At 45.4% G+C, this 23,626-nt stretch carries 21 protein-coding genes; 5 read left to right on the forward strand and 16 right to left on the reverse strand.

Features of this window, described 5'->3' with window-relative positions; translation table 11 throughout:
• Positions 1 to 227 precede the first annotated feature (227 nt).
• Positions 228 to 2,261, forward strand: coding sequence for an nSTAND3 domain-containing NTPase (locus H735_RS01555; protein WP_202905990.1), 2,034 nt, complete (start codon positions 228 to 230; stop codon positions 2,259 to 2,261).
• A 472-nt stretch (positions 2,262 to 2,733) separates the two neighbouring features.
• On the opposite strand, the gene H735_RS01560 is transcribed toward H735_RS01555, so the two are convergent.
• From H735_RS01560 to gad, 3 genes are all read right to left on the reverse strand, one after another.
• On the reverse strand, positions 2,734 to 2,985 hold the full coding sequence (locus tag H735_RS01560) for a GlsB/YeaQ/YmgE family stress response membrane protein (protein ID WP_005439775.1): 252 nt from the start codon (positions 2,983 to 2,985) through the stop codon (positions 2,734 to 2,736).
• Between the two features lie 125 nt (positions 2,986 to 3,110).
• Entirely contained in the window at positions 3,111 to 4,838 is a 1,728-nt protein-coding gene (locus H735_RS01565; protein WP_020195702.1) for an aspartate:alanine exchanger family transporter, read from the reverse strand.
• A gap of 77 nt (positions 4,839 to 4,915) precedes the next feature.
• Complete coding sequence (gene gad / locus H735_RS01570; RefSeq protein ID WP_009707323.1) at positions 4,916 to 6,310, reverse strand: glutamate decarboxylase; 1,395 nt, start codon at positions 6,308 to 6,310, stop codon at positions 4,916 to 4,918.
• 363 nt (positions 6,311 to 6,673) lie between these two features.
• Here gad and H735_RS01575 point away from each other — a divergent pair, with 363 nt between their 5' ends.
• A complete protein-coding gene (locus H735_RS01575; RefSeq protein WP_005439768.1) occupies positions 6,674 to 8,365 on the forward strand; it encodes a mechanosensitive ion channel domain-containing protein in 1,692 nt (563 codons plus the stop codon).
• A 77-nt stretch (positions 8,366 to 8,442) separates the two neighbouring features.
• Here H735_RS01575 and H735_RS01580 read toward each other — a convergent pair whose 3' ends face one another.
• The 8 genes from H735_RS01580 to H735_RS01615 all read right to left on the reverse strand — a co-directional run bounded on the left by H735_RS01580 (position 8,443) and on the right by H735_RS01615 (position 16,592).
• Entirely contained in the window at positions 8,443 to 8,727 is a 285-nt protein-coding gene (locus tag H735_RS01580) for a putative quinol monooxygenase (protein ID WP_020195700.1), read from the reverse strand.
• A 68-nt stretch (positions 8,728 to 8,795) separates the two neighbouring features.
• Positions 8,796 to 9,191 (reverse strand): VOC family protein, encoded by a 396-nt coding sequence (locus H735_RS01585; RefSeq protein ID WP_009707321.1) that lies wholly within the window; start codon positions 9,189 to 9,191, stop codon positions 8,796 to 8,798.
• 100 nt (positions 9,192 to 9,291) lie between these two features.
• Positions 9,292 to 9,588: a ribbon-helix-helix domain-containing protein gene (locus H735_RS01590; RefSeq protein WP_020195699.1), complete on the reverse strand. Its 297-nt coding sequence runs from the start codon at positions 9,586 to 9,588 to the stop codon at positions 9,292 to 9,294.
• A gap of 139 nt (positions 9,589 to 9,727) precedes the next feature.
• Complete coding sequence (locus H735_RS01595) at positions 9,728 to 11,305, reverse strand: alkaline phosphatase (protein WP_020195698.1); 1,578 nt, start codon at positions 11,303 to 11,305, stop codon at positions 9,728 to 9,730.
• A 711-nt stretch (positions 11,306 to 12,016) separates the two neighbouring features.
• A complete protein-coding gene (locus H735_RS01600) occupies positions 12,017 to 12,376 on the reverse strand; it encodes a hypothetical protein (RefSeq protein WP_005439760.1) in 360 nt (119 codons plus the stop codon).
• A gap of 195 nt (positions 12,377 to 12,571) precedes the next feature.
• The gene (locus H735_RS01605; protein ID WP_020195697.1) at positions 12,572 to 13,519 is read right to left on the reverse strand and encodes a ChaN family lipoprotein; all 948 of its coding nucleotides are present in this window, start codon (positions 13,517 to 13,519) and stop codon (positions 12,572 to 12,574) included.
• 84 nt (positions 13,520 to 13,603) lie between these two features.
• Complete coding sequence (gene rlmA, locus H735_RS01610; RefSeq protein WP_009707318.1) at positions 13,604 to 14,446, reverse strand: 23S rRNA (guanine(745)-N(1))-methyltransferase; 843 nt, start codon at positions 14,444 to 14,446, stop codon at positions 13,604 to 13,606.
• Between the two features lie 109 nt (positions 14,447 to 14,555).
• A complete protein-coding gene (locus H735_RS01615) occupies positions 14,556 to 16,592 on the reverse strand; it encodes a methyl-accepting chemotaxis protein (protein ID WP_020195696.1) in 2,037 nt (678 codons plus the stop codon).
• A 364-nt stretch (positions 16,593 to 16,956) separates the two neighbouring features.
• Between H735_RS01615 and H735_RS01620 the strand changes: the two genes are divergently transcribed.
• Positions 16,957 to 17,922 (forward strand): nucleoside hydrolase, encoded by a 966-nt coding sequence (locus tag H735_RS01620; protein WP_020195695.1) that lies wholly within the window; start codon positions 16,957 to 16,959, stop codon positions 17,920 to 17,922.
• Positions 17,923 to 17,935: 13 nt separating this feature from the next.
• Here the strand turns inward: H735_RS01620 and H735_RS01625 are convergent, their stop codons facing one another.
• The 3 genes from H735_RS01625 to gap form a co-directional block, all read right to left on the reverse strand.
• Positions 17,936 to 18,283, reverse strand: coding sequence for a hypothetical protein (locus H735_RS01625; RefSeq protein WP_020195694.1), 348 nt, complete (start codon positions 18,281 to 18,283; stop codon positions 17,936 to 17,938).
• Between the two features lie 111 nt (positions 18,284 to 18,394).
• Positions 18,395 to 19,279, reverse strand: a complete 885-nt coding sequence (locus tag H735_RS01630) for a D-hexose-6-phosphate mutarotase (RefSeq protein WP_020195693.1) — start codon at positions 19,277 to 19,279, stop codon at positions 18,395 to 18,397.
• Positions 19,280 to 19,459: 180 nt separating this feature from the next.
• The gene (gene gap, locus H735_RS01635) at positions 19,460 to 20,455 is read right to left on the reverse strand and encodes a type I glyceraldehyde-3-phosphate dehydrogenase (protein WP_009707314.1); all 996 of its coding nucleotides are present in this window, start codon (positions 20,453 to 20,455) and stop codon (positions 19,460 to 19,462) included.
• Between the two features lie 334 nt (positions 20,456 to 20,789).
• Here gap and msrB point away from each other — a divergent pair, with 334 nt between their 5' ends.
• Positions 20,790 to 21,203 carry a peptide-methionine (R)-S-oxide reductase MsrB gene (msrB, locus tag H735_RS01640; protein ID WP_020195692.1) on the forward strand — a complete coding sequence of 138 codons (414 nt, stop codon included), beginning with the start codon at positions 20,790 to 20,792 and terminating at the stop codon, positions 21,201 to 21,203.
• A 102-nt stretch (positions 21,204 to 21,305) separates the two neighbouring features.
• Here the strand turns inward: msrB and H735_RS01645 are convergent, their stop codons facing one another.
• Positions 21,306 to 22,127: a DUF2989 domain-containing protein gene (locus tag H735_RS01645; protein WP_020195691.1), complete on the reverse strand. Its 822-nt coding sequence runs from the start codon at positions 22,125 to 22,127 to the stop codon at positions 21,306 to 21,308.
• A 101-nt stretch (positions 22,128 to 22,228) separates the two neighbouring features.
• Here H735_RS01645 and H735_RS01650 point away from each other — a divergent pair, with 101 nt between their 5' ends.
• Positions 22,229 to 22,513, forward strand: a complete 285-nt coding sequence (locus H735_RS01650) for a YeaC family protein (protein ID WP_009707311.1) — start codon at positions 22,229 to 22,231, stop codon at positions 22,511 to 22,513.
• Between the two features lie 78 nt (positions 22,514 to 22,591).
• Here the strand turns inward: H735_RS01650 and ansA are convergent, their stop codons facing one another.
• The gene (ansA, locus tag H735_RS01655) at positions 22,592 to 23,605 is read right to left on the reverse strand and encodes an asparaginase (protein WP_005439732.1); all 1,014 of its coding nucleotides are present in this window, start codon (positions 23,603 to 23,605) and stop codon (positions 22,592 to 22,594) included.
• Positions 23,606 to 23,626: the final 21 nt, after the last annotated feature.

Below are 23,626 nucleotides of genomic sequence, written 5' to 3' on the forward strand. Positions count from 1 at the left end.
ACGATTTACACCTTCTTGGATGGAATAGCTTCCAACAGCTTTGCCTTACAATCACTCGTGAAGTGCTTGGGCAAACTGTACAGTCCTTTCTGGACTCAAATGATGCTGGACGTGATGGTGCTTTCGCTGGTAGTTGGGCTCCTTGCTCAAGCATGCATCTTAGTGGAAATTTCGTGATTCAATGCAAGTTTACAAATAGATCCTCTTTTTATCTTACGAAGTCCAGCATGTCGGATGAAATACCTAAAGTTCGCAAGTTAGTCGCTGATGGTTTTTGCGATGTTTATATTTTGATGACTAACGCTGGGGTATCTGCCAATCAAGAATCGTTGATAAAATCAGAGTTGCTTGCTGCCGGGGTAAAACACATTCTGATTTTTGGTTCTACTTGGATCGAGGATCAAATCAAAGAAAACACACGACTTCGGATGCTCGTCCCTCGCATATATGGTTTGGGAGATCTCAGTCAAATTTTGGATCAACGAGCTTACGCTCAGGCTCGCTCAGTTCTGGAATCGTTACGAGAAGATTTGGCTAAGGTTGTAGTTACGGGTTCCTACCGAAAAGCGGTTGATGCCCTTGATGAACATGGATTTGTATTACTCATAGGCGAACCAGCAGCGGGTAAAACGACTATTGCATCGATGTTAGCAATGGCGGCCGCAGATAAATGGGGCTCATCTGTTCTCAAACTAGACGACCCAGGCAAGGTAGTAGAACATTGGAATGTGGAAGAACCCACTCAGTTCTTTTGGATTGATGATGCTTTTGGTGTTACTCAGTATGAGTCGTCTTTGGTTCACGGATGGAACCATTCCCTAGCGCAGGTTAAGGCAATGTTGCGCCAAGGAGTGAAGATCGTTATGACGTCAAGGGATTATATCTACAATCGTGCTCGCCAAGACCTAAAGGAAAGTACTTTTCCACTAATCAGTGAGAGTCAAGTTGTAATCGATGTTCATGAACTATCAGAACTTGAAAGGCAGCAGATCCTTTACAACCATTTGAAACTCGGAAAACAACCCGCAGCTTTTCGCACTTCGATAAAGCCGTATCTTGAGTACATTGCAGCGCATTCACGCTTCATTCCAGAAACAGCACGACGAATCGCCGAGCCTTTATTTACGAAGGACCTCTATATAAGTGAATATCAGTTGGGGCAATTTGTAGATAAGCGCGAACAGCTTCTTCTTGAAGTGCTCCAAGGGCTGGATGTTAATGACAAGGCCGCACTCGGCTTAATCTATATGAGAAAAGGCCAACTAGAAAGCCCTATCATGTTACAAGAATCTGAGCCTTCGGCATTGGAACGCCTCGGCAGTACATTAGGGGAATGTATCAAGGCATTGACTGCACTAAATGGTAGTCTTGTAACGCAAGTACATACTGATGACCAACCAGAGTGGCGCTTCAAGCATCCGACGATTGGAGATGCTTACGCGATAACACTATCTTTCAACGCAGATCTACTCGGAATTTTCTTGAGTGGTAGCTCAACTGAAAACCTACTGTCACAGGTAACATGTGGCAATGTCGGTATTGAAAAGGCAGTAGTTGTTCCCAAGTCATTGTTCACAATGATGATAGATAGACTAAATGAGTTCACACAAAGTACCAAATACAAGGTGCAATGGTTATCGTCGTGGGGCGCTAGGTGGGCACTTTATCGCTTCCTTGCTAATCGTTGCTCGAAAGAGTTCTTAGAGATGTATCTTGCGCAAAACACCGAAATCCTACAGCGTATATCTAATCCGGGTTTAAACCTAAGTGTAGTACCCGAAGTTGGTCTTGCTATCCGCCTTTATGAGTTTGGCCTTCTTCCTGAAGAGTATCGCAGAAAATTTGTTGAAACTGTGAGTAACTATGCCATCGAAGGTGAAGACTTATACGCTTTGGATGACTCAGGTATAAGAGGTGTTTTTACTGACAGTGAATTTAATGGACTTGTGGAAACCGTTCGTTGCAACCTATTACCTAATCTGGCAGATGTGCGGGTGAATGTTCAGAGCAATTATAACGAGACTGATGATCCGGATGAGCATATGGAATCTATGATTGAGTCGCTTAACACGCTGAAGGATAAATTTAGTGAAGATGAGGACGCAATTAAGATCATTGAACGGGAGCTGGAGTTCGTTAATGAATGGATTGCTGAGTCTTCCGCTCCAGAACCTAAAATCAGCCCTCGCTCCTTTGGTACGGTGACAACCCCTGAAGAAAAATACGGTACGAGAAGTATCTTTGAGGATATAGATGAATAGTTTACTTTCACTCAAGGTGTAGTGGCTAAGTAAATTTGACCACTACATTAGAGGTTTTGCTATACCATAAGTAATCCGTTAAATACTAATTTAGCAATGCATGTAGCACAGATTTGTCCAAAAGTTTTTTAAGCGGAGTTCTGCCTGTGTGTGAGTTCTGCCTGTGTGATGCACAGGAGGAATGCTCGCTTGCATCGCAGAGCGCTGACTAGCAACAAAATGTCGAGTATTGCTTTGATCGACTTGATGGGAAAGTTGAGAATTTCGGGGTGATTTTCTCAGGTTTTGGTTAGAGAAAGGGCTTTTTGTTGAGAAAACCATGAACCCATTGGTATTGCAGGTCTCTCTCATGATTCATAAAAACAAAAATTAATTCTTGTTCATTTTGAATCACCCAAATCGCCCATAGCCGAACGTAGACAAGCCTTTCAATATGAAAGGCTTGTTTGTTATTGGATGAAGTAAAAAGTGCTCAACCTTTTAAGAAACGGTTGTAGACAAACAATATAACGAAAGCACCTAAAGTAGCGGTGACGATACTGCCGATGTTTACGCCGTCTGCACCGCCAAGGCCAACAAAGCTTCCTAAGAAACCACCAACGAAAGCGCCTACAATACCGAGCACCATAGTGGCAATCCAGCCGCCTCCGTCGTTGCCAGGCATCAACCACTTAGCCAGTGCTCCTGCAATCAAACCTAGAATAATCCAAGATAGAAAGCCCATAATTTCTCCTTACTCATTATTGTGTTAGCTATCTGCTATCCGTTTTGAACTGTTACGATTCAATCATAGTTCATCCCGCTAAAACTGCTCTTTTGTTAACTTGTCACGGGTTAACGCATGATGGGTTAGCTGATGACCATAGCGATGTAACCTAATATCAACACTAATACAGAGGTCAGCGCATAAGGCACAGGGTAGCCAATTGCAGGCATGTCACTGTGGCTGGCATCTTGAGCCCCTTTCATTGCTGGCGTGCTATTGCGACCACCAGCGCAGGCTCCGGCTAAAATCGCAGGATTCATCTTGCGGAAATACAAGCCGTATAACCAAGCTAACAGGGGTGGTACGAGTGCTGCGGTCACACCCAAGAGTGCAATCTTAATCACGATGATGCCTTGGAATGACGCTAAGATTTTCGGCCCAACGGTTGCCGCCAATACCGCGACAAATAGGTTTAGACCTATGTCTTGTAAAAAGCTTCTCGCGCCTTCGCTCATCGGGCCGCCAAAGCTTGGGTTACGGGTTCGCAAAAAAGAAAAGACGATTCCCGTTAGCATGCAGCCGGCTGATGTCCCTAACGCAAATGGAATGCCAGCAACGGTGACACTCAAATGACCAAAGACATAGCCAATAAGAAGGGAGAGGGCAAGGTAGAAGGTTTCAGTGACCGTGCTCTCTACAATCGGAACGCTATTGAGTTTGGACGCGGTTTGCTCGACACACCATTGGGAGCCAGCAATGCGGACAACATCGCCCACTTCGACCTTAGTTTGCGGCAATAAAGGCTGCTGGTGGCCTTGTCGAAATATCGCTTTGAAATAAACGCCAAAACCCACTTCAGCATGCAATTGTGCGACCGTTTTCCCTGCGTGTTCAGATTTGCCTACGTGGATATCAGCCACTTCGATATCGACGTTTCTTGCTCTTGGTTCATCGACTTCGTTACCGATGTCCGCTTCGCCTTCGGCAATCAGCACGTGATATTCCCCTCGAATGCCAATCACATCATTTAACTCAAGTGTTGGATTGTCAGAAGCATCAATGACTTGGTCTCCTCGAACCACTTTTAGTACCGCAGCATCCGGGAACTTCTGATACAGCTCTTGAACTGAACGACCGACGAGCTCTTGGTGTGAAACTTTGTAGGCTCTCACATCAATCGGAAGTACGCCGACATCGGAAAAGCCAAAAGTACTTGGCAATTTTTCGTTGTCGTCTCCAGTGGAGTATTCCGCTTCGGCGTCTTTGCCCGCTTTAACGGGATCGATACCAAATAGGGAAGGAAGGTACTTAATAAATAGGATGATTAAGACGGTTGAGAGAACATAACTGATTGCGTATCCGGCGGCGATGTTGGCACTGACATGATCAATACTCATGCCTTCAGGAGGAGTAAAGGCTCCCGAGCTTATTGCAGATTGTGCAACGCCCATTACGGCGGTCACAGTATAGCTCCCAGAAATGATGCCAGCCGCATAGCCCGGTTCTAGCCCCATTAATTTTGCGCCGATCACCACAATCGCGAAGTTGCTAAAGACCACAATGAGCCCAATAACCACAAAGTCGATGCCGCCCCGTGCTAACCCAGAGAAGAATTGCGGTCCGACTTTCATCCCGATGGCGTACATGAACATCATCAAAAAGATGTCTGACACCAAGCCCGGTTCTTCAATTTTTAGCCCGTAAACAGAAAAGGAGGTCAGCGCCAGAGCAACACCAACGACTAACGTGCCGGCGGTTGTACCTAGGCTAACGCCTTTAAAGGTTAATCGGCCAAGCGGATAACCAATGGCGAGAGATAAAAAGAGAAAAACGAATGGGTTTTCTGACAAGTAACTAAAGAGAAAAGACATAGTGTCACCTGTGACCTAGTGAGTGGCAGAGCGAGGTACAACCCATATTCCTCGCTCTTGCGTGTAAGGTGAGAGCGTTAACCGTGATTGAAGTTGCTCGATTCGTCTGCATCACTGCCGTTAACAATCGGATGTTTGGCAAAGAAGTCGACGCAGTGTTGCAAATCGGCAATCAAAAGATCGGCCATGTCGCGGCTAAATCCGTGGCGAACCAAAATGCGCATGATCACCAGATCTTCGCGTTCTGCTGGCATGGCGTAAGCGGCGATCTGCCAACCTCTTGATCGAATGCGATCTGAGAGATCATAGAGGTTGAAGCCCGGATTCGCGTCTTCTTTGAGTGACCAACTCAGTGCAGGTATCCCGCCGTGCCCGTCGTAGATAATCTTGAACATGCCCATCTTCTCGACCTCTTCTGCTAGGTATCGAGCAGTGTCGTAACAGGCTTGGTGGATCTTTCGGTATCCCTCTTTACCGAGACGAAGGAAGTTGTAGTACTGAGCAACGATTTGACCACCAGGACGGGAGAAGTTGAGGGCAAAAGTTGGCATGTTCCCGCCGAGATAGTTAACGTTGAAGATCAGATCTTCATGCAACGCATCCGCATCTCGCCAAACCACCCACCCAACGCCTAGCGGCGATAGACCAAATTTATGCCCAGAAGCGTTGATTGATTTGACTCTTGGTAAACGGAAATCCCACTCTAAGTCTGGATCACAGAAAGGAGCGAGGAACGCACCACTTGCGCCGTCGACATGGATTGGAATGTCTAACCCCGTTTCCGCTTGGAGTCGATCTAAAGCCTCATGCACGGCTTTTACAGGTTCGTACTGACATGTAAAAGTCACCCCAAGAGTTGGAACGACACCAATGGTGTTTTCATCACAGCGTTTAATCACTTCTTCTGGCGTCATGATTAGGCGATCGCCTTGCATCGGAATTTCACGCAGTTCGATATCCCAATAACGAGCGAACTTGTGCCAGCACACCTGAACGGGACCACAAATGAGGTTAGGGCGGTCAGTCGGCTTGCCTTGCTTCTTCATTTTTTCACGCCATGCCCATTTCAGAGCCATACCGCCGAGCATGGCCGCTTCACTGGAACCCGTCGTAGAACATCCCATCGGATTTTCAGCGTCTGGTGCATGCCAAAGGTCTGCCAACATGTGAACACAACGAGATTCGATTTCAGCCGTTTGGGGGTACTCATCTTTGTCGATCATGTTTTTGTCGATGCACTCATCCATCAACTTGTGTACTTCTTCTTCTACCCAAGTTTGGCAAAATGTAGCGAGGTTCTGGCGAGAGTTGCCGTCGAGCATCAGCTCATCGTGTACCACTTGGTAAGCATGTTCCGGCGAGTGTTCTTCATCTGGAATACGATACTTGGGCATAACAACGGAAAGATCTTTCGATGAGTACACATCGTCGAGAATAGAGCCACGGACGGTCGATTTTTTATGAAGAGGCATGTGAAATCCCTTATCTTATTGAAACAATTGTGCTTGTTATCAGTAGTGATTGGTGTTCATAAGACAGTTTTGACTGCCAATTAAACGTAGCAGAGATTTTTATAGCCGTTGATTTTGTGACTCGTTGTTTGGGCTGTCGCACAGACTTTGTGCTGAGTTGAGCGAAGAATACAGAAGAAGTGGCAACTGCTATTCCATATTTAGATTAAGAAAATTTGGATCCGCTGTAGGAACTTTGACGCATAATTTACTAAATGCTGCTCGGTTTGCGGATTCGTGTTGTAAACTTAGAGCATCTAATTTCAAGGATTTACATTCCGGCGCTTGGTCACCCCGATCAAGATTGTCTCTTACGAGGTAAAAATGACGTTACTATCCCCCCTAAAAGTGCGTTTTACACCATTTGTGGTGTTATTTATGGCGTTTGCTTTGACCATGAGTTCCTTTGTGGTTCGAGCAACAGAAAGCACAGAAACGGTCGTAGAAGTACCAAAGGTTTCTGCCGCTGAAAAAGCGATTGATAACATCAACCAAGACATCATCGATTTGTCTGAAAGCTTGAAACAAGCCAGTGGCGATGAGCGTGATGCACTACAACTACAACTGTTCCAAAAAAATGAAGAGCTGCGCAGCCGCCTTGCAACAGCAATCAGCAACAAGTCGATTCCTCATGAGAAGCTGATTGAGCTTGTTCAAACTCAAGAGAAGTATTCAGAAGGCGCGGTCGTTTACCTAGATGACAAAGTCAAAACGCTCAATGAAGAAATCAATACTGCAAAAGACGAAGACAAACTGTCGTTAGTAAACAGCTATCGTGAATTGCAGCAGTACTTGGACGTAAGCTACGAATCAAGCTGGCAAAACCTTAACTGGCTGAAAACACTAGGTGTGCAAGATGAAGATGCGGAAGCGACATTCAAAGACAACGTTGATAAGCGCATGCGCTTGCTGTCTGCGTCGATTGAGTACTTGAATCAGCAAAGCGAAATCATCGGCTCACAAATTTCCTCTAGTCCAGAGTCAGAAAAAGCGTCTCTGCAGCTAAGCCAACTGATTCTGAAGCAACGACTAAATATCGCGACAGAGAGCTTACGCAATCTGATCACCATTGGCGATAAAGTTGGCCTAGAAACATCGGAATACAAGCGTCAGATCTTTGAGGTGACGGGTAGCATCACGCATGATTTGCTGAACACCAAAGTAATTCTGTCTATCTTGAGCCATTGGTCGAACTCAATGGTGGATTGGTTTGCTGAAAACGCACCACAGCACATCTTCCAGTTGTTTGTGTTTGCTTTGATCCTGCTGATTGCCCGCGCACTGGCGAAGCTAACACGCAAAGTGGTTAGCAAGACGGTGGCATCGAAGAACTTGAAGCTGTCACACTTGATGCAAGACTTCTTTATCTCGATGTCAGGCAAAGCCGTGTGGATCATCGGTATCATGGTTGGCCTATCTCAAATCGGCCTTAACCTTGCTCCAATCCTGACTGGTTTCGGTATTGCTGGTGTGATCATCGGTTTCGCATTACAAGATACGCTCTCAAACTTCGCTGCGGGTATGATGCTACTGATCTACCGTCCGTTCGATGTCGGTGACTTTGTTTATGCAGGTGGTGTAGACGGTAAGGTAAGCCATATGAGCTTGGTGAACACCACAATCCGTACTTTCGATAACCAAATCATCATCGTGCCAAACAGCAAGATTTGGGGAGACGTAATTAAGAACGTGACGCATGAGCGCATTCGCCGTGTCGATATGGTTTTTGGTATTGGTTACTCAGATGACGTGCTAAAAGCAGAAGAAGTATTGGCAGATATCGTGACTTCTCACCCTTCAGTACTTCGTTCTCCAGAGCCAATGATCAAGCTTCATACACTGAACACTTCTTCAGTTGACTTCATTGTTCGCCCTTGGGTTAAAACGGATGACTACTGGGATGTTTACTGGGATGTGACCCGAGAAGTGAAACTGCGCTTCGATCGTGAAGGCATTTCGATTCCATTCCCACAACAAGATGTGCACTTGCACATGGTGGAAAAGAAAGAAGCATAAATTTCTTTTACTTGAATCCAAAATCAACAAAAAGGCGCTCAATTAGAGCGCCTTTTTTATCGGTTTAGCAGTAAAGATTACAGCTCATCCAAGAACGTGATTTTTGGCTCACTAGCAAGTAAACCATCAATCTCACTCAGTAGAGTCTGGAAGTGCGTTGTCTTGCAGTGTTCGTCAAACGCGGCTTGGTCTGCAAACTGCTCTTGGAATAAGAATTGGCTTGGGTCATTTTTGTCTTGGAACAAGTGATAACGCACGCAGCCAGTCTCATTTCGAGTCGGCTCTAGCATCGCTTCTAATGCTTGTTTTAGTTGAGATACGCAGTCAGGCTTTGCGTGAAATGCAGCAGTTAAATGAATCATAGTTGTGTTTGCTTCTTTGTTGTTATTAAAGGGGATAGTGGCCGTTCCTGTTGGGACAGAACTTACTATCAGAGATAGCGACCTTGACGCTGCAAGAACTCAATTTTGTAGCCGTCTGGGTCGGTAATGAAGAAGAAGGTTGCTAAGTGCTTTTCCTGATGGTCAAAGACTTTGATGTCACTGGTTTCAATATCCAATGAGTTAAGGCGTCGGTGTGTCGCCGCAATATCCTCCACACTTACAGCAAGGTGGCCGTAACCAGTGCCATGTGTGTAAGGTTCACTTTGGTCGTGATTGTGCGTCAGTTCCAGCTCAAACCCTGTTTCTGGGTTCGCTAAGTAGGTAAGAGAAAAGCCGTCGAATACGTATTGGTCTTTGATTTCTAGCTCAAGTGCGTCGTGATAAAACTTAAGAGAACGCTCCAGATCGCTTACGCGGATCATGGTATGAATCATTTTTGTCATGAGTACTCCTTAATTGTGCGCTTAGACTAGTCAGTTTTCGCGCGCAATAGGTAGTACTCAGGTACGACAATGAACGTTGAGGGAGGTGTGGGTGTTTTGTTTAATGCAGTTCGCTCAACGCTTGTGCCATGGTCTCTTGAGGCTGGCGTGCATACGTTAGACAAGCGCAACGCAACAAGGAGGCAAAGTTGTTTACTTCACCATTATGCTCCAACGCTTCTTGGTAAACCGTACTGATGAACTTCGGCACCGTCATCTCTTGTGCAGAAGCGATCTCTTCTAAGATCAGCCAAAAGCTGGACTCTAGTTTCACGCTCGTAGCATGGCCATCGATACGGATAGAGCGGGTGATAAATTGGTAGTTTTCCTGAGGTTGCTTAGCAAATATTTCGCACATGGTATTGATCGTATTTATAAATAACCCGCAGATATTGGAACGTTGAGTGCGGGGCGTCAACCGTTTCTATGTAAAAAAACGCCCTCTAATGAGGGCGTGAAGGTTTCACCAAAAGATGAAAGTAAGTGCAAATTACGGATTATTTGATTTGTTGAATCAGGTATTCACCCAGCTGTGAGTGATGCATGATTTTCGAAACCGGAAGAATAGTACCCGCTGGCCCCCATGCAAAAACGTTTACCGGAGTATGCGTGTGTGTACCTGTTCCCCAGACTGTGTTTTGTTTGGTCGCTTGCTCACGAGCTAACAAGTTGCCACGGTCGTTGTATGGGAAGAAGGCGTCAAAGTCATTGACCGCTGGGACATTCTCTTCACTCAAATACTTGTGGCTTGCGAGGCGGTAAGGGTTAGGTTTACTTGCTAATACGCGCGCAGCTTGCTCTGGTGTGATGGAGAAGTCGCTGCTCGCGTTGACAATCTCAGCCAACTTTTCTGGCGTCTGTGCTGCTTCATCGAGTTTCTGGAACTCACTGATCATGCCGTAGTAGCTTTGCTTTTGATTGTAGAGGCCATCGAGAATATCAAACTGGCCAAAGTTGAAGTTTGGTGCGTAATCGCGGTTCGCAAATGCTTCGCCACTGCGCTTTTCTGGTTTTGGCAAATTTGCTGATGAGTAACTGAATCCAAAAGAGCCAGTTTCATGATCGGCAGTGACGATAACAAGAGTGTCTTCGCGACCTTTTGCCCATTCATAAACTGTATTTACCGCTTCATCAAACTTGATCAATTCATGCAGCATGGTGCCGGCATCGTTACTGTGTCCTGCCCAGTCAATTTGACCGCCTTCCACCATCAAGAAGAAGCCATCTTTATCCTTTGAAAGGACATCGAGCGCTTTCTCGGTCATTTCTTTTAACGATGGTTGGGTACGTTTCGGATCGTCTTTGCTGTGGCTGTACGCGATGCCATCATTCATGCCGGAATAAGCAAAGAGTCCCAGTACTTTTTCGCCCTTTGCTTGTTCAAGCATGTTGCGGTTAAACGCTAGGCTGTAACCCTGCTGCTGCGCTTCCGTCAGAAGGTTTCGCTCATCTTTACGTTTTGATTTTAGGTAAACGTCGCCTTGAGTCAGTTGCTCAAGTTGTTTGTAAGTGTCGCCTTTGTCGTTGGTCGATTTAGGAATCCAATGACGAAGGCCGCCAGAAAGCATCACATCCACGCCGGTCTCTAGCATGTCTACAGCGATGCTATTTTCCAACGAGCGGTGAGGTTGGTGAGAGGCAAAAGCGGCAGGTGTCGCGTGCGTCATGCGGGTATCTGAAACCAAGCCAGTTGCTTTCCCTTTTGCCTTCGCTTTCTCCAAAATCGTTTCAACGTGGTTGCCTTGGCTATCGATTCCAATCACTTCAGAAGCGGTCGGAATGCCGGTCGCAAGCATGGTTGCTGAACAAGCTGAATCCACGACGATGGCATCTTCTGGGTTTGTCAAAGAGGAGCCGATTACTCCTTCTTGTGCCAGTTTGTATAGTGCGGTGGTTTCGCCTTTGTAGATAGAGTTTGGTGCATGATTGGCGTAGGTCTCTAACAAGCCAACTTGTTGAGGGCCCATGCCATCGCCAATCATCAAGATGACGTTTTTGATTTCTGCTGAGAGCGCATTGAAAGAAAGTGTGGATGCCGCTACTGCGGTTACGATTGGGGTCACTAAGTGCTTCATTGTATATTCCTTATTTATAAAAGCGCTCGAATTAAAACAAGGATTTATTGCAGAAATGCTACCGTCATAAAAGGTTCATGTGGAAGTCACTTCTATTCACTAAGTCTAGGGGCTGTTGCTTTTTCGTGGTTGAGTTTTGTTCGATGAGACACCCAGCTATGCTTAACCTCTGCCTTGTATAAACTCCCCCAAACTGCCGCAAAAATCAGCTCGAAAGATTAACAGACCTTAAAATAAGAAAAGCCCACAGAAGTGGGCTTTGAGTTAAGTTTAGGAGTCGAAAGTCATGAGCTAAAGCTACACCGCGTAAGCAGAGCTTTGGGTCACGATGAGCAAACTCGATTGAAGAAGGCATGGAAGCCTTTTCTGAACCAAGTTTGGCCAGTTTTGCTCTCACCATATTGTCTGAATAGAGTGACAACTCCTCTTGCCCTTCTAAAGACAAATGATGAACAGCAAACAGAACTCGCCTTACGCAGCAGCATAATCGAGATAATTCTGTGAAATTTGGGATTCGTCGGGCGCGAACTTATCGGCCGTACTTAATAGGAAAATGGAGAAATTGAGTTGAAGAAGAGCAAGATTGAAAAGCCTTTTTCACAGTCCATCGTCCAATAATGAATCGCCGATCATTATGGACCGGAGCAAAAAATGTGTTCAAATGAGGATGGTTATCGTAACGAAAGAAACTCTTGCTTAACGCAGTTGAGGTTAAACAAGAGCCAGAATAATACCGCCAACGGTCAGTGCAGCTGAAAGATATTGGCCTGCCGAGTAGGAGCCGTCTTCCTCTTCTTCGATAGTATCTGGATGGTCCATACCGAGAGCGCCATGAGCAAAAGATTCAACCTTATCGCCAACGGTTTTGTTTTCCGCTTCGACCTTTTTACTCTCATGGTCGATTTGCTGAAGAGCGGCAAGCAGCGCTTTTCCTTCAGAAGAAAGCGTCACTTTGTTTTGCTCAACCTTTAGTGGCGCTGCGTCGGTAGTTTGATCTGCCTTTTTTGCTTGCTCAACTTTGTTTTGCTGAGCGGCGTATGTATTAACTGAATTGCTTCCTACTGGATTCATCTGTTACCCCTTCGAACAACGACACTCCTTCATGAGTGCAGGTAAAAAGCAGTTATATCTATATCGACGGCAAACGTTATTTCTTGAATCAATCAGAACGAAAAATAGGTCTGTTTTTGCCGCTTCCTGTCACTATTCGGAAACTAAAGCAAAAAGCAGACCTATTTATCTAAAGGCGTAGTCGGATTTTTCTGATTACTTACATTGAAGATCGCTATTGCGCTTAGCAAGGTGCTTGTACGCAGCCATGCGGTTTGCGTCTTGTACGTAACGCACCGGTGGCGCAAGGACTTCTAGTTGGTAATCCGAACCGTCTGAGGTGATGTCTGCAGTAGGGGTAATGACGACAACGTTTAAATCTGGGTTGCGATTCAAGATAGAAGCCGCTGTGCCTAAACCGCCTTCAGTATGGAATTTGCCCGCGACGTGAACCACTTGAGTACCCGGGTGCTTCTCTAGGTATTTGACGATGGATTCTGCCATGGTCTCATCCCATGTTACCTGAGCTGCGTACTGCTTTTCGGTCTGCTCTGGCTTGCCGTGGTGCATGGATGCCATGAACTTCTCTTTGTATGGGCTGTTTGCTGTGTTGACTTTGTCTGCGACAAAACTGCGCTCATCGCTGTCGAGCTTATCTAGGTAATCGATGCCTTGGCGGCCAATGCAACGCACAATATTTTTCGGCGCATTTGCGGCAATCACGGGAATATCAGCTTGCTTGGCAAACTCAACCAGCGGGCGGTAATCACTTTCGTAGTTTGGCCAAGCATTACTTTGCTTCATAAAGTATTGCTCACCAATTTCGCCGTTTAGGTACGAATCTAAGATTGCTTGCTTGTCGCGTGTGACCTGTTCCATTGATAGCGCAAGAGGGCGACTCGCAGAAGACAACTGCTTTAGCATGTCGGTTTGAAAACGGTGGATACCAGCGTGTGTGTGCCATTCACCAATCAAAATTACGTCGGCTTGTTGTAGGGCTGGAGTTAGCCGGTTGACTGAGATGGCTTCACCGGAAGGGGCGTGAAGCTGGTAGTCGTAGAAACTGGTTACGTCGTCAGTTGCGGCGTTGGGAGCGGTCGGTGCATTTGAAGCACAGCCAGTAAGCAAGCCTGCAAAAATCAGACTTAGTGTAGAAAAGCGCATTAAAAAGCCTCCAAAAATGTCCGAATGATATTAATGGAGGCTGATAAATGAATCAATGGTAATGAGAATAATTAGCGTTACATTTTATACTTCATTCTCAGATTGATTCGATTTCTTACGGTAAACGCGCAACATAAAGTCAGCCTCACATTGGAAAAGTGTAGATGACTTTAGCTCTTCGCGAAGCTCGTCGCTGGCTTTCCATGCAAATGGTGTCATTTGCAGTAGATCGAATGCGACGCCGTCTTTTAAGTCCATGGTGTAGTTGAGCTTTTGTTGATGCTCAAGTTCGAACCCTTCAATGTTCTCTGGTTCTTCGTTGTGTAAGCGTATCTCTTGGTAGATACGTTCACGAAACTGGTACAAGTGACGGCCTGCTGGCGTGACTGTGATAACAACGCCGTTGTCTTTAATCACACGTTGTAGCTCTTCTGCTTTACACGGAGCGTAGATACGCAAAATCGCGTCTAAAGATTGCTCTGCAAACGGCAAGCGATGGCTTGATGCTACGCTGAAATCGCAATTTGGGTAGCGCTTAGACGCGAAACGAATGGCGACTTTAGAAATATCTAGACCATACACCGTCGCTTCTTCATTTTGTGAGTGCAGAGACTGCTGAACTTGGTCTGTGTAGTAGCCTTCGCCGCAGCCAATATCCAACAATTGATGGCTTGTGCCTTCGGTGTATTTGGCACATAGGCTTGCCACTTCTTGGCGCATCGGATCGTAATGATTGCCTTCTAAAAAGCGACGACGTGCTTGCATCATCTCTTTGTTATCACCTGGATCTTTTGAGCGTTTGTGGTGCGCTGGCATCAAGTTAACGTAGCCTTCTTTTGCTAAATCAAACTGATGGTTGTTTTCGCACTTAAACGTCTTTGCTGTTAGCTCAAGAGGTTGGTGACATAGAGGACATTGATAGTTCATGACGATCTCTGGACAGGAAGTAGGGCGGCAAATTCTATCAAAAAGGGATGCGGCAAGCGAAACAAAAAAGAGCCGAATTATCGGCTCTTTCATCGGTTTTATTGGAGGGTTAGTGGAAGAAATCCACTTGTTGTTTTAAGTTTTGCGCTTGCTGCTGTAGCTCGGTTGCGCTTTGCGATGTTTTAGCGCTGGTATCGCGGCTTTCGCGGTTCAGTTCGCTAATAGAATGAGCATTGGCGGCAATCTCTTGAGAAACTTGTGCTTGTTCCTCTGAGGTTGCAGCAATCGCATCGGCTTGAGACGCAATAGACTGAACTTGCCCTGCAATGGCTTCTAGCGCGGTGCCTGCTTCTTGTGCTTTATCCAATACCTTATTCGCGTTTTGCTGGCTTTCCGTCATCATGCTTACAGCATTGCTGGTGGAGCCTTTAAGTTTTTCGATGATCTCTACGACATCTTTCACAGAGGTCTGAGTACGATGTGCAAGGGTTCGCACTTCATCAGCCACTACAGCAAAGCCACGGCCTTGTTCACCCGCACGTGCAGCCTCAATAGCCGCGTTAAGCGCAAGTAGGTTGGTTTGCTCTGCGATCTCATCAATCATTTTCGTCACGGTTTGGATGCTTTCGCTGTCACGATTCACTTGTTCGATAGCTGCCGCAGATTGGTCTAGTTGATCATTTAACTGTGCAACATCAATACAAACGCCTTCAACGACTTCTAACCCAGATTGGCTGTCAGTGTTTGCAGAGCGAACATTTTCGGCAATTTGCTCGACTTGTTGAGCGACAGATTGAGCAGATGAAGCCATCTCTTCAATTGCTGTTACCACTTGCTCTACCTGCTCTTGTTGAAGGTCCGATTGCATCAGGTTGCGGTTTGCATCATCCACAACGCTGGTCGAGTTACTTTCAACTTGGTCGCTAGTCGAGCGAATTTGACCAACCAACTCGTTCAGTTGTCCCGCCATATTGGCAACGTCGTTGTTCAAGTTAATGATTTCGTTTTTCGATGCTTTACCTGACGCAGGAATATCAATACTCACTTCACCTTTTGCCAAGCGATTCATGTAACCATTTAAAATGGTGAGTGGATTTAGTGTTCGGTTGAGTACAAGCGTAAGCACCACAAAAGTTGCCGCAGCCACAATGAGAGAAATCGTTGCAATCAGTTGAAGTAGAGCTTGGCTGCCTTTGGTGACTTCATTGATGAAAGTGCCACCCAAGAGTTTCCAGTTCCAACCTGGTACTTGAGTGTAAACTAAGTACTTTTCACCCACGGTGCCTTGATATTCAAATGGGTAGCGTATTAAGCCACTTTCCTGTTCAAAAAGTTGGTAGAAAGGCTTGTTGCCGTTGTAGTCAGACACTTCTTGAATCGGTGGATCGCTCTCTTCGTGTTTTGGATGAAGGAGGTAGTGACCTTGGTTGTCTTTTTCGTTATCCAGAATGATGGTGTAACCAGTGTCACCCCATTTTACGCTTTGTAGCGAGCTGAATAGATCTTGGGTCGCGCGCTCAACAGGTAAACCAATGAAAGAGATACCGTTGACCTTACCATTCGCGTCTTTTAAAGGTGCGTAGTAGGTGATGTAGCGCTCACCATAAAGTTTGATTTGCGCATAGTAAGGTTGGCCGTTTTTAAGCTTTTGGTAACCCGGGTGGTTAAGCCCCAATGTAGTGCCAAGTGCTCTTTTACCTTGAGGATCTTTTAGTGAAGTCGCGACGCGAATGAAGTCGTTGCCCATTGGAGCAAACAGGGTCGCAACAGCGCCAGTGTCACGAGTGAAGCTATCAACTAACTTAGTGTCACCAATCAAGCTTTCGCTGTATTGGGTGATGTTTGGTACTTGGTGACCTTGAAAGTCAACGTTGTAACTCTCGACATAGACGCCCGCCAAATAACCATTACGGAAGGTTGATTCCAAAACTTCTGCCGTGTGCAGATAAGCGTTGAACTGGCCTGCAATGGTTTTTGCCATCGATTCCACTTTAGATTGATGTTCTTTCAGCGTGTTTTCTAAAAGTACGTTTGAAGCGTTTTGATAAACAAGCGCAGCAATGCTTGAAAATGCAATAAGCAGACACAGTGTGATGACCAGTTTGAGCTGGAAACCGACACTTTGATTCCGATATTTGTCTAGCATGTAGTGTCTTTCCTGATTATTGATAGGTGTTATAAATGTTGTATCGGCATGCTAGCGATTTATATGACGAGTTTTTTTGATATTTATTAAGTTAATTGTCAAAAAATAAGAGCAACCAATAGCTTAGATAACAAATGACCGCTGACTGGGTGATTTTATTGCAGAAATGGAATGACCAAACAAGGTTGAGTGAGTTGAGTCACCAATGAATTGGATGCTAATGGGCGAAAGTTTCATTTGTTTGGTTGAAGCGATAGTAAGGAGCAGCGACTAAAAGAAAGCTCATACCTTCGGCTTTGGTCACGTTTATCCTTGTTTTTTATAGGTATTGTTGGGGCTTTCCAAGCGTTTAATAGAAGCTGATATGACAAAGAAAATCATCCTAGACACAGATCCTGGCATCGATGATGCGATGGCCATTCTTTTTGCTGAAGCCCATCCTGATATCGACCTTATGGCCATTACAACCGTTTATGGTAATGCAACGATAGACAACGCGACGCAAAACGCCCTTTACCTAAAACAGAAGTTTGGTATGAAAGCGTTGGTTGCGAAAGGTGCAGATAAGCCTTTAGTTAAAGCGCCGGTTGGAGCAACAGTTGTCGTGCATGGTGAAGCTGGCTTTGGTGATGTGAAAGCACCGAGCGCACTGGATGTAAGTGCCATTGATACGCCTGCCTATCAGTTCATCATCGACAGCGTTAGAGCAGAACCGGGAGAAATCACCTTGGTGGCCGTGGGCCCTTTAACTAACCTTGCGCTCGCTTTGGAAGCAGACCCAGAAATCGTTAACTTGGTTAAGGAAGTGGTTGTAATGGGCGGCGCTTTTGGTGAGAACGATCATCGAGGCAATGTTACGCCATTTGCGGAAGCAAATATTCATGACGACCCTCATGCCGCCGATAAGGTATTCACGGCTTCGTGGCCAGTCGTCATCATCGGTTTGGATGTTACGGAAGAGAGCTTCTTTACGGGGCAATACCTAGACCAACTGCGAGAGGATGCGGGAGAAGTAGGGCAGTTCATTTGGGATGTGAGCCGCTACTATTTGAAGTTTTACTCCGAGAAGGTTGGAATGGATGGTTGCCATGTCCATGATCCTTCTGCGATTGCGTATGTCATTGATCCTGAGCTGTTTACTTTGCGCAGTGGTGCCGTCCGAGTGGTGACTGATGGACCTGCCGAAGGGATGACGATTCAGAAAACGGATCAACGCAAATACATGCACGATAAGTGGAGCGCTTTCTCCGCGCAAAACGTTGGGGTCGGTGTGAAAAGCGATACACTGCTTTCACTGTATCGAGAATCGATTATTCGTTATTCAAAGTGATAACGGAGTGGGTTTATCTGTAATAGTCGATGACTTGCACAGATATTCTCTCGTTGCCTGATTTTACGGGAAGAGTAAAAGTGTTCGACGTCGGATATTGATTTTGATTGTCGTAGGTCAGCCCCTCAATCTTCTTGAACGGTTTCTTCTCGGCATAGAACATCTCAATGCTTATTGCCGTTTTCTGGTTCGCGGAAACTTGGAAGCGGCAGATTCCGGTGGGGCAATAGACTTGATATCGTGTTGGAGACAACTGCTTGTATTCGGGGACGTTCTTTTCGGCTTGTAACGAGACCTCAGTGTTGGCACAGCCAAACATTAAGCCCGTAAGAAGCGATATTGAATAAATGCGGTATTTCATCGTTACACCATTATCTCGACTCGTTTGGTTGGCCTTAGTATGGCATGAGTGATTCTTGTGTTGTGCTTTGGAAATGTAAAAAAGGCCGGTTGAACCGGCCTTTAAACTGGATTACTGCGCTGAAATTACAGTGATAAGTTCATGTGTCTCGCCTGGCTGTAACGTCTTGCCTTGCTCGATACTTGGCGCATGCACTGTCGATTCAACACACATCATGGTTTCGTAGCCGTTGTCTGCCATGTCACCCATGCTTTGTGCGCCTTGTGCCCAAGGGTTCCACAACACTGCTGAGTTATGGCCTTGGTTTTCAACGCTCAACGTGCGATCTAACACTGGGTCTTTCACCAAGATTTGCGCTTCTGGCTGAGTGTAAACACGGTCGATGGTATCAGTTAGTTGAAGGACATCACCGCCTTGGCAGATTTCACCTTCTTTTAAGCTGTCAATGTACTCAGGTCCCATACCTGTTGTTTGTGCTTGTTTGATATCACCAACGTTTAGATATGTGTGTAGTGCACCTGAGAATGTCCACTCTGCATCATCAATGTTGGTGACTTTCAATGTCACCTTTAGTTCGTCGCTGATTTCAACAACAAGACGAGCATCAAACATATGTGGCCAGATGTCGTGAGTTTCTTCGGTTGGGAAGAGAGCAAGTTCAACGATCACGCCGTTGTCGTTCTCACGATGTTCAACCAATTCCCATTCTGCTGTGCGCGCAAAACCATGAGCTGGCGCTGCGATGCGGCCAAACCAAGGCCAACAAACAGGAATACCACCACGAAGTGCCGCTTTGCCATCAAAGATTGCTTTTTCGCTCATCCAGATTAGGTCTTCTTGGCCTGCTGGTGTGAACGACACGACATGACCACCGTGTAGTGCGATACCTGCCGTTGCTTTCTCATGAATAACGCGAACGACTTTAACCTGATCAACTTCGACGATAGTGACGTTATCAGATAGCACGGTTAGAGCAGGGAGAGTTTTTAAATCCATGTGTTGCTTCCTATCGCTGGGAGGGAGAGCTTTTTTGACACGCTTCGCACATTGAGTGCAACGTCGAGTCTTCATTCTCTCAAATTCCAGATACAAAAAAGGCGACTCTAGAGCCGCCTTTTATTCAAATCTTATGTTTCAAACACAAGCTTCGCTAATTGCTTTTCAGCTAAGTAATAATTACTTAGAGATGTGAGCGATTAGGTCTAGAACTTTGTTTGAGTAACCGATTTCGTTGTCGTACCAAGATACAACTTTAACGAAGTTATCAGTTAGAGCGATACCAGCTTTAGCATCGAATACTGAAGTTTGAACTTCACCGATGAAGTCTTGAGAAACAACTTGGTCTTCAGTGTAGCCTAGTACGCCTTTTAGTTCGCCTTCAGAAGCTTCTTTCATTGCTGCACAGATAGCTTCGTAAGATGCGCCTTCTTTTAGGTTAACTGTTAGGTCAACTACAGAAACGTTAGCTGTTGGTACGCGGAAAGCCATACCAGTTAGTTTGCCGTTTAGTTCAGGAAGAACAACGCCTACAGCTTTAGCAGCACCAGTTGATGATGGGATGATGTTTTGAGAAGCACCACGACCACCGCGCCAGTCTTTAGCAGAAGGACCGTCTACAGTTTTTTGAGTTGCTGTAGTAGCGTGAACTGTAGTCATAAGACCAGATTCGATACCGAACTTGTCGTTAAGAACTTTAGCGATAGGCGCTAGACAGTTAGTAGTACAAGAAGCGTTAGAAACGATGTCTTGACCAGCGTAAGTAGCGTGGTTAACGCCCATTACGAACATTGGAGTAGCGTCTTTTGAAGGACCAGTTAGAACAACTTTCTTCGCACCAGCAGTGATGTGCTTACGTGCAGTCTCGTCAGTTAGGAAAAGACCAGTTGCTTCAGCTACTACGTCAACGTCGATAGCATCCCATTTTAGGTCTTCTGGGTTGCGCTCTGCAGTTACACGTACAGTTTTACCGTTAACGATTAGGTTACCGCCTTCAACTTCAACAGTACCGTTGAAACGGCCGTGAGTTGAGTCGTACTTAAGCATGTATGCCATGTAATCTACGTCGATAAGGTCGTTAATACCTACAACTTCGATGTCGTTGCGCTCTTGCGCTGCACGGAATACGAAACGACCGATACGGCCAAAACCGTTAATACCTACTTTGATAGTCATTATAGTTGCTCCACAACTTAATTTCTGATTAAAGATAACTGGTAGTAAAATTACAAAATCCAGTAAACATCTGCAACAGATAATCGGACTTAACTTGTTTAAAGTCAAAAAAAAGCGACGCTTTTTTTAACAATTCTTCGCAAATGCTCGTTTTTTAAACTTTTAACTGGTTATTCTACATTCCAGTTGGCGTAATATAACTTTCGAGATAAGAACTCGTATCAAATTAATTACACATGGTGTCCTGGTGAGAAAGTATGTGCTACAACTGTTACGAGAAGCAAGTTTTTTGCTAAAAAAGTCATTGCCAAAAATAAGAAATAAGGAACAGAAATTGGTAGAACAAAGCGGAAGAAAAGTAACGAAGTCCGATGAACAGTGGCGCGAGCAGCTCTCTGAGGAAGAGTTTCGCGTCTGTCGCGAGCAAGGCACAGAGCCTCCGTTCTCCGGTAAACTGCTTCATAATAAAGAGACAGGTGTGTATGCCTGTACCTGTTGCAACACCCCTCTATTTGTCTCCGATAACAAGTATGACTCTGGCTGTGGTTGGCCGAGTTTCGATGCCCCGATTAACGACTCTGCGGTGCGTTATCTTAAGGATTTGAGTCACGGAATGGTCCGAACTGAGATTCGATGTGCCACTTGTGACAGCCATTTAGGTCACGTTTTTGAAGATGGACCGCAAACAACGGGTGAGCGTTTTTGTGTCAACTCGGTGTCGTTAATTTTCAACAAATCCGATCAATAACGCCAGTTTTGGTAGAAAGAATGTTTCATCCTTTCAATTAATAAAATACTGAACCGTGACTGTAGAAATAAAAAACTCCCGACATGAACGGGAGTTTTTATTTTATAAATCGCTAGGGATCATCCTTGGTGAATAATTCCCTTTATCTATTGCCTTAGATATAGATTTAGCCAGATCATCTAATTGTTCATATTTCTCTGGGTCGGCAAAGTTAAACATGCGCTGCAATTGTTGCTCGTCAGCAAGCGGGACATCGTAGCGCTTTGCAACCATGGCCCATAAGTAAGCCTGCTCTTTATTACCTAGACCTTGGTTAATGCTGGCCAATGACTTCAAAATTTCTGGTTTTAAGTTGTCTTCGTTCGACATTGATAGCGAATTATGAAGTAATGTTAATGTCTTTTGTGGATCGCGGTTGGTATAGAAGGTGGCGAGTGCGTACTGCATTTCTGCGGTATTGAGCTCTGGTTTGCCTTCCATTTGTAAAAACTGACGACGTGCTTGGTCGTCACCCGTTTGAGACCACAAGAAGTAAAGTGTTGCTGGGTCATTAGAGCCTTTTAGGTTATTGACGATACGATCCAGCTCATCAATGCTGTGCACCAAGGCATCAAATCTTTTACGTTTTAGCGCGCTTTGATCAATCGGAGTGATCTGTGACGCGAGTTCTAAACATTTGCGATACTCAGCAACTAACCCGTATTCGATGACTTGATTGGCTTCTGATGGATCTTTGAGTAGCTCAAAGCGATGCCAAACCAAATTGGTACGAGGTATGCGACATTGACCATCGTCCATATTTAAGTTTTCACAACGAAGCTGTGGGTTCTTTTGGCACAATTCTTCAGTGGTGACGTTGCCTTCGAAGCAACCTGTTAATGTCAGGCTGGCAAGGCCTGCGAGTAACCAGTATGTTCGTTTCATGGTTTTGCTTGTGATCCGTTACACCAATTCATTTTCGAGCTCTTGACTCTGCTTTCTATACCGTTATGTTCTGTAAATAGAATGTAATAAGAAGGTACATTATGGACGCAGAACAATTATTAAATGCGATAACTCCAGAAGTCTATGAGCGATTGGTTTACGCAGTAGAGACAGGAAGATGGCCTGAGGGTACACCACTTTCCCAAGAGCAGCGAGACTCATGTATGCAAGCTGTGATGTTGTATCAATCAAAACATAACACCGAGGCGCAGCACATGACGGTAGCCGCTGGTGGTGAAATCAGCTTTAAATCTAAGCAAGAATTGAAGAAACAATTCAGTGGAGAAGAGCAAGACATCGTTCGAGTGAACCCAAACTTGAACTAAACAGCACACCTCTTTCAAAGCAAAAAGCCCAATTGTGTAAATTGGGCTTTTTCGTATTCGGATGTTGAAGATAACCGTTTACAGGCTCATTTCGCCACGCAACACTTCTTGCATCTTTTGCTTAATTTCTTCGTAAGACAAATCTTGGCTCAAAAGGTAGTGAAGTTTTGCTAGTGCCGCTTCTGGTGTCATATCAAAACCGCTGATCACGCCGGAATCAGCCAGAGCACAGCCTGTTGCGTAACCACCCATATTAACTTTACCAGCCAAACACTGAGTTAGGTTCACGACGATAACGCCACGCTCAGACGCTTCTTTTAGGTGACCAAGTAGCTCTGGATTTTGAGGGGCATTACCCACGCCAAACGTCAGTAGAATCATTGCGTTAACTGGCTGACGAAGTGTATTGCGAATAACTTCGTGCGAAATGCCCGGATACATGGTGATCACACCGATAGGTTGAGGTGTGATGTTATGTACTTTGAACTCACCTTCTGGTTGCTCACCGACAGCAATGTTGTTGCTGATTTGGATGTTGATACCCGCTTCCAATAGTGGTGGAAGGTTTGGTGAAGTAAAGGCATTAAAACCATCTGCATGAGACTTAGTGCTGCGGTTACCGCGCATCAACTGATTGTTGAAGAACAACGTCACTTCGTTGATAGGGTAGTTTGCTGCAATATGCAGTGCATTCAGCAGGTTTGCTTGGCCGTCTGAGCGCAGCTCTGCTAGAGGAATTTGTGAGCCTGTTACGATTACTGGCTTACCTAGGTTTTCCAACATGAAAGACAAAGCAGAAGCTGTGTATGCCATGGTGTCAGTACCATGCAGAATCACAAAGCCATCGTATTTCTCGTAGTTATCACGGATGTCATCTGCGATTTGCTGCCAGTCTGCCGGTGTCATATCAGATGAGTCGATCAGAGGCTCGTACTCATGAATGGTGTATTCCGGCATTTCTGGGCGGTGGAACTCGGGCATACTGGCTAGTTGTTTTTCCATAAAGCCAGCCACAGGCACGTAGCCGTGATCCGATTTTTGCATACCGATGGTGCCACCGGTGTAAGCGATGTAGATGTGTTTTCTAGTCATCGTTCTACTTTATTTCATGTA

Origin of the sequence: Vibrio owensii CAIM 1854 = LMG 25443, assembly GCF_000817815.1 — a bacterium.
In the GTDB taxonomy this organism is placed as follows: Bacteria; Pseudomonadota; Gammaproteobacteria; order Enterobacterales; family Vibrionaceae; genus Vibrio; species Vibrio owensii.

Bases quoted from the DNA above. Each gene is read 5' to 3' on its own strand.
- H735_RS01555 (WP_202905990.1), top strand. From the start codon at position 228: ATGTCGGATGAAATACCTAAAGTTCGCAAGTTAGTCGCTGATGGTTTT.
- H735_RS01560 (WP_005439775.1), bottom strand. From the start codon at position 2,985: ATGGGCTTTCTATCTTGGATTATTCTAGGTTTGATTGCAGGAGCACTG.
- H735_RS01565 (WP_020195702.1), bottom strand. From the start codon at position 4,838: ATGTCTTTTCTCTTTAGTTACTTGTCAGAAAACCCATTCGTTTTTCTC.
- gad (WP_009707323.1), bottom strand. From the start codon at position 6,310: ATGCCTCTTCATAAAAAATCGACCGTCCGTGGCTCTATTCTCGACGAT.
- H735_RS01575 (WP_005439768.1), top strand. From the start codon at position 6,674: ATGACGTTACTATCCCCCCTAAAAGTGCGTTTTACACCATTTGTGGTG.
- H735_RS01580 (WP_020195700.1), bottom strand. From the start codon at position 8,727: ATGATTCATTTAACTGCTGCATTTCACGCAAAGCCTGACTGCGTATCT.
- H735_RS01585 (WP_009707321.1), bottom strand. From the start codon at position 9,191: ATGACAAAAATGATTCATACCATGATCCGCGTAAGCGATCTGGAGCGT.
- H735_RS01590 (WP_020195699.1), bottom strand. From the start codon at position 9,588: ATGTGCGAAATATTTGCTAAGCAACCTCAGGAAAACTACCAATTTATC.
- H735_RS01595 (WP_020195698.1), bottom strand. From the start codon at position 11,305: ATGAAGCACTTAGTGACCCCAATCGTAACCGCAGTAGCGGCATCCACA.
- H735_RS01600 (WP_005439760.1), bottom strand. From the start codon at position 12,376: ATGAATCCAGTAGGAAGCAATTCAGTTAATACATACGCCGCTCAGCAA.
- H735_RS01605 (WP_020195697.1), bottom strand. From the start codon at position 13,519: ATGCGCTTTTCTACACTAAGTCTGATTTTTGCAGGCTTGCTTACTGGC.
- rlmA (WP_009707318.1), bottom strand. From the start codon at position 14,446: ATGAACTATCAATGTCCTCTATGTCACCAACCTCTTGAGCTAACAGCA.
- H735_RS01615 (WP_020195696.1), bottom strand. From the start codon at position 16,592: ATGCTAGACAAATATCGGAATCAAAGTGTCGGTTTCCAGCTCAAACTG.
- H735_RS01620 (WP_020195695.1), top strand. From the start codon at position 16,957: ATGACAAAGAAAATCATCCTAGACACAGATCCTGGCATCGATGATGCG.
- H735_RS01625 (WP_020195694.1), bottom strand. From the start codon at position 18,283: ATGAAATACCGCATTTATTCAATATCGCTTCTTACGGGCTTAATGTTT.
- H735_RS01630 (WP_020195693.1), bottom strand. From the start codon at position 19,279: ATGGATTTAAAAACTCTCCCTGCTCTAACCGTGCTATCTGATAACGTC.
- gap (WP_009707314.1), bottom strand. From the start codon at position 20,455: ATGACTATCAAAGTAGGTATTAACGGTTTTGGCCGTATCGGTCGTTTC.
- H735_RS01645 (WP_020195691.1), bottom strand. From the start codon at position 22,127: ATGAAACGAACATACTGGTTACTCGCAGGCCTTGCCAGCCTGACATTA.
- H735_RS01650 (WP_009707311.1), top strand. From the start codon at position 22,229: ATGGACGCAGAACAATTATTAAATGCGATAACTCCAGAAGTCTATGAG.
- ansA (WP_005439732.1), bottom strand. From the start codon at position 23,605: ATGACTAGAAAACACATCTACATCGCTTACACCGGTGGCACCATCGGT.